The sequence below is a fragment of the Bradyrhizobium embrapense genome, from assembly GCF_001189235.2.
In the GTDB taxonomy this organism is placed as follows: Bacteria; Pseudomonadota; Alphaproteobacteria; order Rhizobiales; family Xanthobacteraceae; genus Bradyrhizobium; species Bradyrhizobium embrapense.
Window position 1 is genome coordinate 46,514 of the sequence record NZ_LFIP02000013.1, and the last position, 13,463, is coordinate 59,976.

Genomic DNA, 13,463 nt, shown 5'->3' on the forward strand with positions numbered 1-13,463 from the left:
CGTACTCCCCGCCGGGGAAGCTGCGAATTTCGCGCAGCGCGATCAGCTCCAGGTCTTTTGCACGTATCGGCGTCTTCACAGCGTCCACGCCTGGCCAATTGGTTGTGCCCGGCCCTTTGCAGATCCTCAACTCATGCCGCGGGTTGATCAAATCCTCACATAGCAAGATCGATATGAACGGCGGCACCGGATCCGACGGTGCCCGTCTCGCCTGAGCCCGATTGTGGCGCCCAGTAGCCGTCCCGCTCTGGGGCCGACGGGGAAAAGTTAGAAAATCGCAGCCTGGAGTCAAGGAGTGCTGCAAAAGCAGAAACCGTTATCACTCCAAATAAAGGGCGTGGTTGTGAGGACACGGCTTTGTGTTGTGAGGACACGGCTTTGTCGTTCGGGGGCGAGCGGGTCGGCTGGCCGAATAGCCCCGGCTCTCTGGCGCAGCCTCATCTTTAACAGTCAAAACGTACGACTCCAGCCGCTCGACTTCACTCGGCCGCCCTCATTGTCTCGTGCGGCTTCGGGGCCTCAAGCGCATGAAGATATTCGGCGCTGAATTCGGCCACGTTCTCGAGCTTGTCGCGGCGGAGCACGGACACGATCTGCTCGCGCCATTCGAGCAAGCCCATTTTTCGAAGCTCCTGAATTGTGCGATTGACATGGACCGTTGAGAGGCCGCAGGCGTTTGCAACGTCTTGTTGTGTGATGGGAAGATGGAAGCTGCCGTTGTGGAACAAGCCTACCATCTCAAGCCGTGTGGCGAGCTCGCAGAACAGATGAGCGACCCGCGGGAGCGCCGCCCTCGAGCCCAGATTTTCGACCCATTCTCGGTAGATCGCACCTTGAATGAGGGTTTCGCGCCAAAACGCGTTTGTCAGCCCGGGAGAGGCCATTAGTATTGGCCGGAGATGCGAATGGAGTATGAAGGCCACAGTCGAGGCGCCCTCGCTGCAAAGATCATGATCCATTGCCGACAGATGCAGAGTGTGGAGATCAGGCACGTCCCCGGGGATATAGAAGGCGGAAATTTGGTTGCGATCGGAAACGATCCTCTGACGCGACAGGAAGCCACTCATCACGACTGCGCAATGCACGGGAGAATCGCCTTGCCGTGCAGCGAAGTCGCCGTCTCGGAATGTCTTGATCAAATGAGGCATATCTCGGAGCCGGACCTGATCCTGCTCCGAGAGCTCAACAACGGATAGCAAACGCGCGATCAGCTTGCGGTGCGGCATGAGATGCTCCCTTTGCAGGCGGGAGCACGAGATGTCTCTCAGCCACCGGCGCCCACAGGCCATCACCGATGATGCCGGGTAACAAACCCAATGCAGCTAAGTTCCAGCTCCTCCGGCTTTTTTAATGTAGGCGTTCCGGTCCGGCAAGCGAGCGGCTATCGCCGGTCAGGGCATCGGCGAGCGTCATGGTATCCGCCTGGATCAGCTTCGCTGGAGTTGAGGTCGACGGAATGAGGAATTCTAGTATGCCTCTCCCCAAACAAAGGTCCCAGCGCTGCCGGTGGGGCCGCACTGGGACTTTGGCTCGGTGAATGAAACGAGACTTGGCAGGATCGGAGCATTCACCAGTTCCCTGATCGCTAGTGAGCTGCTTTGTTCCTGCGCGTGGCCCGCTTCGGCCAGTACCAAATTTCCGTTGCTCCCCGTCGGTCAGCGGAACTCCGGGCCAAGTCGACCATAATGGTCGCGCCCTTGTTGCCGATGATAGGCTCGCTGCTTTGGGCTGAGGCCGCCGTGGTCGCACCGAACGCGGCTGCGGCGGCGAGCACGGAGCGTCGATCAGGTAAATTCATCGCTTGCTCCGTTTAGGCACAAGTTAGCACGACGTTGCCGGCCGTATGGCCGCGCTCGACGCTCGCAAGCGCTTCGGCTGCCTGCTCGAGCGGGAAGGTTGCCTGAATGTGGGGCTTTAGCTTGCCTCCAAGCAATATCAATAAGTTAGCTTCGCAGGTTCAAATCACCCGCAACTAATATGTAATCATCGCACATTCGAGCCGTGCCGAAGAGGACGCCGTATCCCTTCGCGGCTCAGGCGGCGCGCCGGAGTGCTCTTTTTTGTCCTTATCGTAGACGCCGATACCCTTGAGGGGGCGGTAGCGGAAGGGGGACGGTGCCACACTGGGCAGCAGCACGCTCTTCTCGTCGGCAGCATCAGCTGCTTTGCGAAACTTTTCGCCGGCCCCACGCAGTGCCAGACCGAGGTGACGAACGATAAAGTCTAACCACCCGTGCTTCGGCACGTTTTCGGTTCGGCTCATCGACATTGACATGTTAACGTATGTCAGCTCCTCGAAGTTGTCCTTACGCCCTCCGTGATAATCTCATCATGCCGCTACCCGGATAGAGGCACGTCCGGAGTCTCAGAGGCATTTCACCACACAGTGTCGCCTTTCACTCAGCGAAGACGTCTAGATTGCCTTCATCAAAGCGAAGGCGGTGCGCCAAATACGTCGTCGCAATCCTGTGAGCTATTGAAGTCCTCGCCGGGCTCGATAATCGGTCTCGACCTGGTAGGGAGAGATCTCTCCGAACGCTTGGCGCGCAGCTCAAGGAGACCAAGCAAAATCTCGTCCCTCTCGGCTTCGAGCTCCTCGATGGTGCGCGATCCGACCTCCGCATGGACGCCGTCGACGAGCTTCGTTTGGAGCTCCGGTGTGAGCACCGGCGAGCCGAGGCTCTTCCACGAAGTGGTCATCGGGCCAGCGAATTGCTGAAAGAAGTGCTCGGTGCCGCCGGGGCCTCCGCCGAGGTGATTGAGCATCATGTTGCCCATGATGCCCCAGCGCAGACCTGGACCCCAGGAGAGCGCGTCGTCGACGTCGGCAGCGCTCAGGACATCTTCGGCGATAAGGTAATAGACCTCACGCGCCAATGCGCCCTGCAGGCGGTTGGCGACATGGCCCGGCATCTCTTTGTTGAGCCGTACCGCTTTCTTCCCGATCGACTTGTAGAAAGTAATCGCGCGCTGGATTGTCGCTTCCGAGGTCTTCGCCCCGCCGACCACCTCAACCAGCGGAATCAGTTGCGGCGGATTGAAGGGGTGGCCGATGACGCAGCGCTCCGGATGCGACGCGACGGCCGACTGGATGTCGCTCATCTTGAGTCCGGACGAGCTCGACGCGATGATCACGTCAGGCGGCAACAGCTCGTCGAGCTGCTTGTATAGCTTCTGCTTGAAGTCAAGCCGTTCCGGCCCATTCTCCTGGACAAGATCGACGCCTGTCAACGCTTCGGGCGAGATCGGCGGTCAATGTGAGGTTCGATTGCGATGCTCCGGGCGAGAGGCCAAGCCGTTCGAGCGCCGGCCACGCAGCCTTCACGAACTGCCTCAGCGCGACCTCCGCGTCGGGCGCAATGTCCGTCGCAACGACCTGAAGTCCCTTGGCGAGGAACTGTGCGGCCAGCTCGCGCCGATCACGCCGGTTTCGATGATGGCAATACGGTGAATGGTCTTGTCGCTGGTCATGTCGTTCTCCAATGCGATTTCTAGAGTTCAGCGTAGGCGACGCCGGTGAGATTGCCCTGGGCAGCAAGAATCGTGCGCTTGCCGGCGCCATCGAGATCCGCGACATAGAGCAAGCCGGCGAGATCCGTCACGAACATCCCGTTCCCCGTAGCGTCCAGCGCGAGGCCGATGCCTCCCGGATCGGCTCATTCATTCTGCCCAGATTACGCGTCAGTCCGCGACTTTATCGAAGTCACACACCACAAGTGCGGTTTCGGCCAGGCTCACAATGTCGACCCGCAGGTCCGTGGTCGTCCCCTGACCGATAATGCCTTGCAGCGTCAGTTCTCCTCTGAGCGCTTCGATCATCCGTTTCATGCGTCGCTGGTACTTGATGCTCGAGCATTCGTCGTCGTGACTGAACATGTCGCAGGCTGCAATTTGCACTTTATCGATGAATCGCCGGGATCAAAATGAGATGTCCAACATGGGCATCGATTCCTGAAAAGGTGCTGTCGGACCAGGGAGTGATTTTGGGACAAGGCCGATCGACAATTCTGGCTGGCGCGGTCCGCCGGTCGGGGGCGGTTCGCTCCAGCGTCAGTCCTTGAGCAGCCGCCGCAACAGCTTGCCGGCCGGTGAGCGCGGCAACTCGGTAACAAAGCTGACTTCGCGTGGCACCTTGTAGGGCGCCATGTTCTGGCGCGCCCATGCCACCAGCTGGGCTGTGTCCAGTTCGGCGCGCGGAGCCAGGATGACGAAGGCCTTGACCACCTCGCCTTTCGTTGCGTCGGGCACGCCGATCACGGCTGACGCCGTCACGTCGGGGTGCTTGTTCAGTATCGACTCGACCTCTTCCGGGAAGACACTGTACCCGGAGACCTTAATCATCTCCTTGAAGCGTCCCATGAAGGTCAGATAGCCATCGGCATCGAGGCGGCCCATGTCGCCGGTGTGCAGCCAGCCATTGCGCAGCGCCTCGGCGGTCGCATCGGGACGATTGCGGTAGCCTTTGAATACGCCCGGGCCGCGGATCACGATTTCGCCAGGAACGTCCGCTGGCTTGTCTGCGCCGGAGTCGGGATCGACGATCCGGATCTCGTTGCCGGGTACCGGCCTGCCATGGGTACCCCAGCGAACCGAAGTGCGCGGCATGAAGGTGTCGACTGTATGGGTCTCGGTCAACCCGTACGCCGCTTCGAAGCTCTCGCAGTTCGGCGCGATGGCCTGCCATTGCCTGGCAAGCGCTTCGGTCCAGTCGATGCCGAAACTGGTCACGGGATTGACGCGGAGGCTCCTCAGAGCGAAGTCGGAAATGTTCGGGAGCTGGGTGATCGCGACGTTCATCGGAGCCACGCTGTACCACCAGCTCACCTGATAGCGATCGATCGCCTGCGCCGTCACCAGCGGGTCGAACCGGTACAGCAACACAGACGTCGCGCCGGCGTAGACCGGTGCATTCACGCCCATCACCATGCCGGCGATATGATAAAGCGGCGCGATCGAGAGCAGGATGTCATCGGTCCCGATCCCGTTGCAGTTCACGGTCGCGGCCGTCTTGAAGATGACGTTGCGATAGGACAGCATCGCGCCCTTGGGCCGACCCGTGCTGCCCGACGTGTAGATCATCAGCGCGGTATCGTTCATGTCGATCGCGACATCGCGGGGCGACGCGCCGCTGGCGGCGACGGCGAGAAAGTCCTCGGTTTCGCCGGCCGCATCGATCGGCGCGGAGCCCGATGCGAACAATTCATCGGGAACGCCGATCGATGGCCGCTCGGGCAGCAGGTCCGGGTAGCGGACCACGAAGACATGCTCGAGCTTCGTCTTGTCGCGGACCTGACCTACGATCGGCAATAGCGGTTCGGCCGCGACGATCACGCGCGCGCCGAGATCGTCGAGCTGGTAGGCGAGTTCGTGCCCCTTGTTCAGCGCCCCGCAGGGCGAGGCAACGGCGCCGATCTTCTGGATGCCGAATTGCGCCATCAGGTATTGCGGACAATTGTTCATGAACAGTGCGACCGGCTCGCCCTTGGCGACGCCGAGCTGTTGCAGGCGCGCCGCGAATGCATCACTCGCGCGGTCGAGCTCGAGGAACGTGATGGCGCGGCCATACCAGATGCAGGCCGGTTTCTCCGGTCTCTCACAGGCATGTCTCCGCAGCATTTCATGCAGCGGTCGTTCGAGGTCGTCGTTGGCAGCGCCCATGGTCATTGCCGCCAGGCTTATGTGCTCATATCGAGACGGAAAGGTGCAAACGGGCCGTTTCAGGAGTTATATTAGGACATTGCTACACTCGGCTTGCCTGATCTGGCTCCAGCGTGCAGGACAGGCGGGAACAGCGCCGCGATCCCCGCCAGGTGGTTGCGGTGAAGTCTGGATTTCGGATTGAGTGAGCGATCTGCATGAGGAATACCAAGATGCGATCCTATCCGCGTCGCGTCAACTTCGAGAGCGGGGACGTCGAGTTTCGGCTGATGGGGCCTGCCGACGAGGCCGCAGTCCTGAAATTTGCCAACGCGCTTGCCGTGCACGACATGCTGTTCCTGCCGCGGAATATCCGCGAGCCGAAGGTGCTCTCGGCGTGGATCAAGGAGATCGAGCGGGGCTCAATCGTCAGCCTGCTGGTGGTCAAGGATGACTTGGTGGTGGGATGCGGCACGATCGTGCGGGACCTCATGTCATGGTCGGCCCATGTCGGCGAGATCAGGACCGTGATCTCCTCGCATGTGCGCGGCAGCGGCATCGGACGGGCACTGTCCAATGAGGCATTTGACCTCGCGCTGTCGATGAGCCTCGAGCGCCTGACCGTGCAGATGACATCCGACCAGACCCGCGCGATCGCGATTTTCGAAGCGCTCGGCTTCCGTGCCGAGGCGTTGCTGCGCGATCAGGTGAAAGACCTCAAGGGCGGGACACACGACATCGTCGTGCTTGGCGTCAACGTGGCGGATGTGCAGAAGCTCGAAGCGGGCGGATCGTCCGGAGCGATCGACTAGCACGGGGGCTTACCCGAGGAACGGCTTGGCCATCCTCGCGCCGCTCGTATCCATGACGGCAACGATCGTGGTCACACCGGCTTTCGCCCGGCCGATTTTCGTTCGGCCAGTGTTGCAAAAAATGCAACGGAAATGGGATGCCACGATCATTGATGCAAGGCGCCTTCTCGCCGATGCTGCGCGGGCAAGTTGGTTCACCGCATTGCCTCGCAATCATCTTCTGGAGGTGTCCAGCACTATGACGTCGACCTCTTCTCCTTCCGCAGACCTTCCTGCCCAGGCGGTCGATCCTGCGGCTCACGGCAGGCTTGCGCTATTCGTCGCCGTCCTCATCATCGTTGCCGTCGCCGAGACGATCGGGATCGTCCAGTTCCAGATCGGTCCGGGCAAGGTGCTGCTTCAGCCGATGGTATGGGCGCTGCTGATCGCGGCCGCGTGGGGCCTCGCGGCGCGTTTTCTGCCTGCTGCCATGCGGATCGGGCCCGGCCTGCAGACCTACGCGGGACAGCTGCTCAACGCAGGCCTGCTGCTCTTCGTGATCAAGATGGCTTTCACGGTCGGCGGCGCGCTGCCGGAGGTGCAGAAGGCCGGCTGGGCGTTGATCTTCCAGGAGCTCGGGCACACCTTCGGCACGCTGATGCTCGGCCTGCCGATCGCGCTCCTGCTCGGCGTCAAGCGCGAAGCGGTCGGCGCGACCTTCTCGATCGGCCGTGAAGGCAACATGGTGATCATCGGCGAGAAATACGGCATGAACTCCGCCGAGGGGCGCGGCGTGCTGGCCGAGTACATCACCGGCACCGTGCTCGGTGCGCTGTTCATCGCGCTGCTGGCCGGCTTCGTCGCTAGCCTGCACATCTTCGATCCGCGGTCGCTCGCGATGGGGGCGGGCGTCGGCTCGGGCAGCATGATGGCGGCCGCGATCGGCACCATCAACGGCCACAACCCGCCCGAGATGGCGAAGGAACTGATTGCGATTGCCTCGGCGGCGAACCTGATGACCGCCGTCCTCGGCTTCTATTTCGCCCTGCTCTTCTCGCTGCCAGTGTGCTCCTGGCTGTATGACAGGCTGGAACCCGTGCTCGGTCGGTTCTCGACCTTCTCGTCGGGAGACCTCGGACCCTCCATCGCCAGTGCCGGCGAGACAAAGCATGGCACGTTCGGCTTCTCTGACTCGCTGCTCGCCTGGATCACCATCGCGGGCGGTGTCCTGATCGGCAATTCGCTTACCTACAGGGTGCCGCTGCTGCAATCGGGGGCGGGTCTGCTGATCGTGCTCGCAGTCGTGCTGCTGGTCGACGTGCTTGCCCGTCTGCTGCCGAAAGTGCCACACATCCTGATCCTGGTCGCGGTCACCACTGTGCTTGGCATTCCCGGCCTGCTGCCGTTCTCCAACGCCATGATCGGCTCGGTCGACAAGTTGAACTTCCTCGCCTTCACGACCCCCGTGCTGACGCTCGCCGGCTTCTCGGTTGCCAAGGATCTTCCGATCTTCAGGAGGCTGAGCTGGCGTATCGTGGTGGTCTCGCTGACGGCCGCCGCAGGCACGTTCCTCGGCGCGACGATGATCGCCGAATTCTTCCATCGCTAACCAACGAACAGGTGGACCAACGCATGTCAGAGAAGTTTGGAATCGCCGACGATATCTGTGCCCGGATGCTGGATTGGCGTCATGACATCCACGCCAACCCCGAGACCGCGTTTCAGGAGCACCGCACCGCCCGGCTCGTGGCAGATGCGCTGATGGAGATGCAGATTCCGGTCCATCGCGGCCTCGGCGGCACTGGGGTGGTTGGAACGCTGAAGAACGGCGAAGGTCCGACGATCGCGCTGCGCGCCGACATGGACGCGCTTGATCTTCAGGAACTCGGAGACCGCGCGCACAAGTCAACCCGTACCGGCAAGATGCACGGCTGTGGCCATGATGGCCACACCACAATGCTGCTCGGAGCTGCAGTCCAGCTCGCCCGTCACCGGCCGTTCCGCGGCACCGTCCATTTCGTTTTCCAGCCCGCCGAGGAGAATGAAGGCGGCGGCAAGAAGATGGTCGAGGAAGGGCTGTTCAAGTTGTTTCCGGCCGATGCGGTCTACGGGATGCACAATATTCCGAATATCCCGCGAGGAAAATTTGCGATCCGGACCGGCATTGCGACTGCCTTCCTCGATACGTTCGAGATCGTCGTGACCGGGAGCGGATGCCATGCCGCGACACCGGAGAAGGGCATCGACTCGATCCTGGTGTCGGCCGATCTCGTCTCGGCGCTGCAAGGCATCGTGAGCCGCCGTATCGGCGCAATGGACGCCGCCGTCGTGAGCGTCACCCAGATCCATGGCGGCGACACCTGGAACGTGGTACCTGAAATCGTCACATTGCGCGGCACGGTCAGAACGCTGGACGCCGGGATACAGGATCAGGTCGAGGCCGCCATGAAGCAGGTCTGCACCGGCGTGGCACAAACCCATGGCGCAAGGATCGATCTGCGCTACATGAGAGGCTATCCGGGCGTGATCAACACACCTGCCGAAACCGATGCCGCAGCCTCGGCCGCCGCGAATCTCGTCGGTGTCGAGCAGGTGCAAACCGACATCAAGCCGGCGATGGGATCGGAGGATTTCGCTTTCATGCTGCAGGAGCGTCCCGGCGCCTACATCTGCATCGGCGCGGGCGAGAGCGCCAACGATCCGCCGCTGCACAATCCGTATTACGATTTCAACGACGCCATCCTGCCGCTCGGCGCCGCCTATTGGGTCGAGCTCGTGAAGCAACAATTGCCCGCCGCCTGATGCTTTCGGTCTTCGACATCTTCAAGATCGGCATCGGCCCCTCGAGTTCGCATACGGTGGGGCCGATGCGCGCGGCCGGACAATTCGTCCGTGCGCTGGAGCGCGATGGCCTGCTTTCGAAGACGGTGCGGGTCAGTGCCGATCTCTACGGCTCGTTGGGCGCGACAGGGCGAGGGCATGCGACCGATCTCGGCGTGATCCTCGGCTTGCTCGGTGAAAAACCCGATACGATCGATCCGGCCGACGTAGCGCCGCAGCTTGCGGAGATCCGGCGTTCCGGCGAGTTGCGGCTGCTCAACCTTCACCCGATCCCGTTCCGGCGCGGGCGCGATATCATTTTCCAGCCTGACAGTGCGCTGCCGGAACACCCCAACGGAATTCGCCTTGTGGCGTTCGCGCCCGACGGCAGTCCGCTGGCGGAACGCTATTACTTCTCGATCGGCGGCGGTTTCGTGATCGAGCGCGGCCTGGGCGATGCAGCCGGCGGTGCAGGCGGCGAGCTTCCGATTTGGCCGTATCCGTTCGGCACCGGCGCCGAGCTGGTCGCACGCGCGCAGTCGAGCGGCCGCTCGATCGCCGACATGGTGCTGGCGAATGAGTGCGTTCATCGCACAGACGCAGACGTCCGTGCCGGCCTCCTGAAGATCTGGGAGACGATGAAGCAATGCGTCGACCGCGGCTTCGGCATCGACAACGCCGGCGCGGCCGAACCGTTGCCTGGGCCGCTGAACATTCGCCGTCGCGCACCGGCTCTCTACCGCGAACTGTCGGCTCGCAACAGCGACACTGAGAGCGTCGATCCGCTGGCGGCGATGGATTGGGTCAACGCCTTCGCAATGGCGGTGAATGAGGAGAATGCGGCGCGCGGACGGATCGTGACTGCGCCGACCAACGGCGCCGCCGGCGTGATCCCGGCGGTGCTGCACTACTACGTCAAGTTCTGTCCGGGCGCGACCGACGACGGCGTCGTGACTTTCCTGCTCACCGCGGCTGCGATCGGCATGCTCTACAAGGCGAATGCCTCGATCTCCGGGGCGGAAGTTGGCTGTCAGGGCGAGGTCGGCGTTGCCTGCTCGATGGCTGCAGGCGGCCTGACGGCCGTGCTCGGCGGTGTGCCGGCCCAGGTCGAGAACGCTGCCGAGATCGGGATGGAGCACAACCTCGGGCTCACTTGCGATCCCGTTGGAGGCCTGGTGCAGATCCCTTGCATCGAGCGTAATGCAATGGGCGCGGTCAAGGCCATCAACGCCGCCCGAATGGCGCTGCGTGGCGACGGCAAGCACTATGTCTCGCTTGACGCCGTCATCAAGACGATGCTGCAGACCGGCGAGGACATGAAGTCCAAATACAAGGAGACGTCGTTGGGTGGGCTCGCGGTCAACGTCGTGGAATGCTGACCAGGAGCACGGCAGCAGGCGAGACACCTCGAGAACGAATTCGGCATTCCTGGATGCGACCCGCGTACGCGCTGCCCAAGGCTGGGGATAGGCGGAGCCGGCCGGCTGCCGCCAACATTGCGAATGATTTTGATTTGAGCAAGACTTTAGGCCCAGGAGGAAGACGACCATGAGCGCTGGAAGGCGCCTGCGAGACGCCGTGCCGGACTGTCAATTGCCGCCGGATTTCGACCAGCATGTATATTCGGCGCAGTTGATTGCTGCCATCATCGCCGAGCTCGGCAAGCAACAGGTTCGGTCATCCGTGGCGCTGGCGGGCACCGGCTTGACCGAGGACCAGCTCGAAGCTCACACGACGCGTATCTCGTACCGGCAGATCGACATCGTGGTTCGCAATGCATTACGGCTGTCGAACGAACCGACCGTTGCACTCCATGCCGGGCAGCGCATGCGGGTGACGGCGCACGGAATGTACGGATATGCGCTGCTGAGCAGCGCGACCTATGACGATGCGCGGGAATTCGCCAATCGATACCTTCGGGTCGTCGGCCCGCTGTGCGATGCGAAATACTCCTATGACGGCGCGGTGGTCGTCTGTGCGTTCGAGCCGTTGCACTGGCCGAATCCGACACAGGACGTGCATCGCTTCGCGGCAGAGTTCGCCCTGTCGTCGCATTTGACGACGATGAAGGACCTGGCGGGCGAGTCTTTCCGCTTCTCACAGATTTCGCTAGCCTATGGCGAACCGGCGCATGCCGGCGCCTACCAGCTCATCTTTGACTGCCCGGTCCTGTTTCGCCAGCGCGGCAACGAGTACAGGTACCAGCTGTCGCAGGCCGATGGGCCGGTGGCGCTGGCGGATTCCCGCACCCACGGCATGGCGCGCGAGATGTGCGAGCAGGTGTTGTCCGAGGTCAATCATGCGGGGGGGATCGCTGCCGATGTCAGGCGGGTCCTGATCGAGCAGCCCGGCAGGTATCCGAACATCGAGGCGATCGCCGAGAGGCTTTCGATGCATCCTCGCGCGCTGCGGCGGAAGCTCGAATCGGAAGATACATCGTATCGTGAGCTGCTCGCCGAGGTGCGGACGCGGCTTGCGATCGAATATCTGCGCAAGACCGCGATGACCAACGAGGAGATCGCGAACCGGCTGGGCTATAGCGACGCCGCCAACTTCCGGCATGCCTTCATCCGCTGGACCGGCAAGAGCCCATCCGATTTCCGGGTCTCTTCGCCGAAGTGAAGGCAAAGCGGGCAGGACGACGCTCCGTTTGACCGCTCGTCATACAGCGCTGTCCATAAGTCACCTCCGAACCGGCCTCGTCGAACCTCCTCGCGGGCGAACTCCATGCATAGATTGGTCTTCGACAGTAAGCGCGATGGCTGATCAAGGAGTAGGGACGCGTCGGGCGCTGGTCTTTTCTGCTCGGGGGCGCCCTCCGAACCTCAGCTGCGCCGCACGCCGCTGTGGTGCCCCCCGGTTCGGGCGCCTCGAGACTGGCCGCGCATCTCACCCGAGGGCGCGGCCTTTTTCGTGCGCGCGATGGAGGCGGCAGGCGCCGCCTCGCCGTCAGCGGATCAGGCCAGGGTCTTGCTTTCGCGCATACCGGCGATGGTCGCGTCATCGTAACCGGCCTCGCGCAAGATCTGCGTGCTGTGCTCGCCGACCGCGGGCGCCTTGCGCGGCTTCACCTTGGTCGCGCCGTCGACAAAGAACGGACTGTCGATGGTCAGCATCTCGTCGTTCTCGAACGGCACCAGCACGCCGGCCGACAGCATCTGCCGGTCGGCGGACAGGTCGCCCATCTCGGCGACGCACTCGAACACGATACCGACTTCGTCGAGGCGCGCCCGCCATTCGTCCCGGTCCCGTGTCGCGAAGGCCGCGTCGAACAGGGCGATCAGTTCTGCGGAACGGGCGAAGCGATCGGCCTGCTTGGCAAAGCGAGGATTAGTGAGCAGGTCATCGAGGCCCAGGCATTTCACGACGGTCGGAAAGTCGCGCTGCTCGTTGACGATCGCCAGCAGCAGCCATCGGCCGTCGCGGCAGCGGTAGTAGCAGCCAAGCGCATTGAACAGATTCTTGCGCGGCGGCCGCGGCGTGAACGTCGCCCCGCACAGCGCCGCCTGCGCCATGATGCCGTTCGACCAGACGCCGTTGGCGAGCAGGGACGAGCCGACCTGGGTGCCGCGGCCGGTGCGCTCGCGCTGATACAGCGCCACCGCGATGGCTGCGAACAGCGAGACGCCCGACGGGTGATCGCCCATGCCGGCGAGCGCCCGCGCCGGCGGCGTGCTGGCGTCGCTCCGCACCATGTCCATCAGGCCTGAACGCGCCCAGTAGGCCGTGACGTCGAAGCCCGGCTTTCCCGCCTCGTCGCCGGTCTCACCGTAGCCGGTGAAGGATGCGTAGATCAGTCGATCATTCGCCGCGGCAAGTCGCTCGTAGCTGATCGCGAGCTTCCTGCGGACGGCGAGCGGATAATTGGTGATGAAGACATCGGCGGTGGAGGCCAGACGATGCAGCACCGCCTGGCCCTCCGGCTTCGATAGATCGAGCGCAAGGCCGCGCTTGTTGCGGTTGTCGAGCAACCAGCCATAGGGCTGGTCGGATCTCGGCATGCCCGGCAGCTTCGGCACCTGACGGAACGCGTCCCCTGCGCCGGGCGGTTCGATCTTGATCACGTCGGCGCCGAAGTCTCCCAACAGTGTCGCCGCGGTTGGCGCGGCGATGAAGCTGCCGCAGTCGATGACCTTCAAACCTTGGAAGATGCTCATGTGAGTCCGTCTCCGCTTGATGCCCGAGGATCGCCGCAGGCGCGTCTGGGTTCTGAAA

Annotated in this window: 13 protein-coding genes; 5 read left to right on the forward strand and 8 right to left on the reverse strand. The window is 62.7% G+C overall.

Going from position 1 to position 13,463, the window contains the following annotated elements; genetic code table 11:
* Positions 1-479: 479 nt before the first annotated feature.
* The 7 genes from AKN83_RS34595 to AKN83_RS34610 all read right to left on the reverse strand — a co-directional run bounded on the left by AKN83_RS34595 (position 480) and on the right by AKN83_RS34610 (position 5,658).
* The gene (locus tag AKN83_RS34595; protein WP_050400772.1) at positions 480-1,226 is read right to left on the reverse strand and encodes a Crp/Fnr family transcriptional regulator; all 747 of its coding nucleotides are present in this window, start codon (positions 1,224-1,226) and stop codon (positions 480-482) included.
* A 584-nt stretch (positions 1,227-1,810) separates the two neighbouring features.
* On the reverse strand, positions 1,811-1,939 hold the full coding sequence (locus tag AKN83_RS42165) for a zinc-binding dehydrogenase (RefSeq protein ID WP_083992373.1): 129 nt from the start codon (positions 1,937-1,939) through the stop codon (positions 1,811-1,813).
* 33 nt (positions 1,940-1,972) lie between these two features.
* A complete protein-coding gene (locus AKN83_RS40200; RefSeq protein WP_157113704.1) occupies positions 1,973-2,275 on the reverse strand; it encodes a hypothetical protein in 303 nt (100 codons plus the stop codon).
* Between the two features lie 152 nt (positions 2,276-2,427).
* Positions 2,428-3,231: a 3-hydroxyacyl-CoA dehydrogenase NAD-binding domain-containing protein gene (locus AKN83_RS34600; protein ID WP_244522202.1), complete on the reverse strand. Its 804-nt coding sequence runs from the start codon at positions 3,229-3,231 to the stop codon at positions 2,428-2,430.
* Between the two features lie 102 nt (positions 3,232-3,333).
* Positions 3,334-3,471, reverse strand: coding sequence for a hypothetical protein (locus AKN83_RS41540; protein WP_244522203.1), 138 nt, complete (start codon positions 3,469-3,471; stop codon positions 3,334-3,336).
* Positions 3,472-3,681: 210 nt separating this feature from the next.
* Complete coding sequence (locus tag AKN83_RS34605; protein ID WP_050400716.1) at positions 3,682-3,876, reverse strand: hypothetical protein; 195 nt, start codon at positions 3,874-3,876, stop codon at positions 3,682-3,684.
* A 174-nt stretch (positions 3,877-4,050) separates the two neighbouring features.
* Positions 4,051-5,658, reverse strand: coding sequence for an AMP-binding protein (locus tag AKN83_RS34610; RefSeq protein ID WP_050400715.1), 1,608 nt, complete (start codon positions 5,656-5,658; stop codon positions 4,051-4,053).
* A 197-nt stretch (positions 5,659-5,855) separates the two neighbouring features.
* On the opposite strand from AKN83_RS34610, the gene AKN83_RS34615 reads away from it, so the two are divergent.
* From AKN83_RS34615 to AKN83_RS34635, 5 genes are all read left to right on the forward strand, one after another.
* Complete coding sequence (locus tag AKN83_RS34615; protein WP_050400714.1) at positions 5,856-6,449, forward strand: GNAT family N-acetyltransferase; 594 nt, start codon at positions 5,856-5,858, stop codon at positions 6,447-6,449.
* A 238-nt stretch (positions 6,450-6,687) separates the two neighbouring features.
* Complete coding sequence (locus AKN83_RS34620) at positions 6,688-8,037, forward strand: DUF3100 domain-containing protein (RefSeq protein WP_050400713.1); 1,350 nt, start codon at positions 6,688-6,690, stop codon at positions 8,035-8,037.
* A 23-nt stretch (positions 8,038-8,060) separates the two neighbouring features.
* Positions 8,061-9,230 carry a M20 aminoacylase family protein gene (locus AKN83_RS34625; protein ID WP_050400712.1) on the forward strand — a complete coding sequence of 390 codons (1,170 nt, stop codon included), beginning with the start codon at positions 8,061-8,063 and terminating at the stop codon, positions 9,228-9,230.
* Positions 9,227-10,627, forward strand: coding sequence for an L-serine ammonia-lyase (locus AKN83_RS34630; RefSeq protein ID WP_050400771.1), 1,401 nt, complete (start codon positions 9,227-9,229; stop codon positions 10,625-10,627). The genes AKN83_RS34625 and AKN83_RS34630 overlap by 4 nt, the downstream gene beginning before the upstream one ends.
* Positions 10,628-10,796: 169 nt before the next feature.
* Positions 10,797-11,870, forward strand: a complete 1,074-nt coding sequence (locus AKN83_RS34635; RefSeq protein WP_083992374.1) for an AraC family transcriptional regulator — start codon at positions 10,797-10,799, stop codon at positions 11,868-11,870.
* Positions 11,871-12,205: 335 nt separating this feature from the next.
* Here the strand turns inward: AKN83_RS34635 and AKN83_RS34640 are convergent, their stop codons facing one another.
* Positions 12,206-13,405, reverse strand: a complete 1,200-nt coding sequence (locus AKN83_RS34640; RefSeq protein ID WP_050400711.1) for a CaiB/BaiF CoA transferase family protein — start codon at positions 13,403-13,405, stop codon at positions 12,206-12,208.
* Between the last annotated feature and the right edge of the window lie 58 nt (positions 13,406-13,463).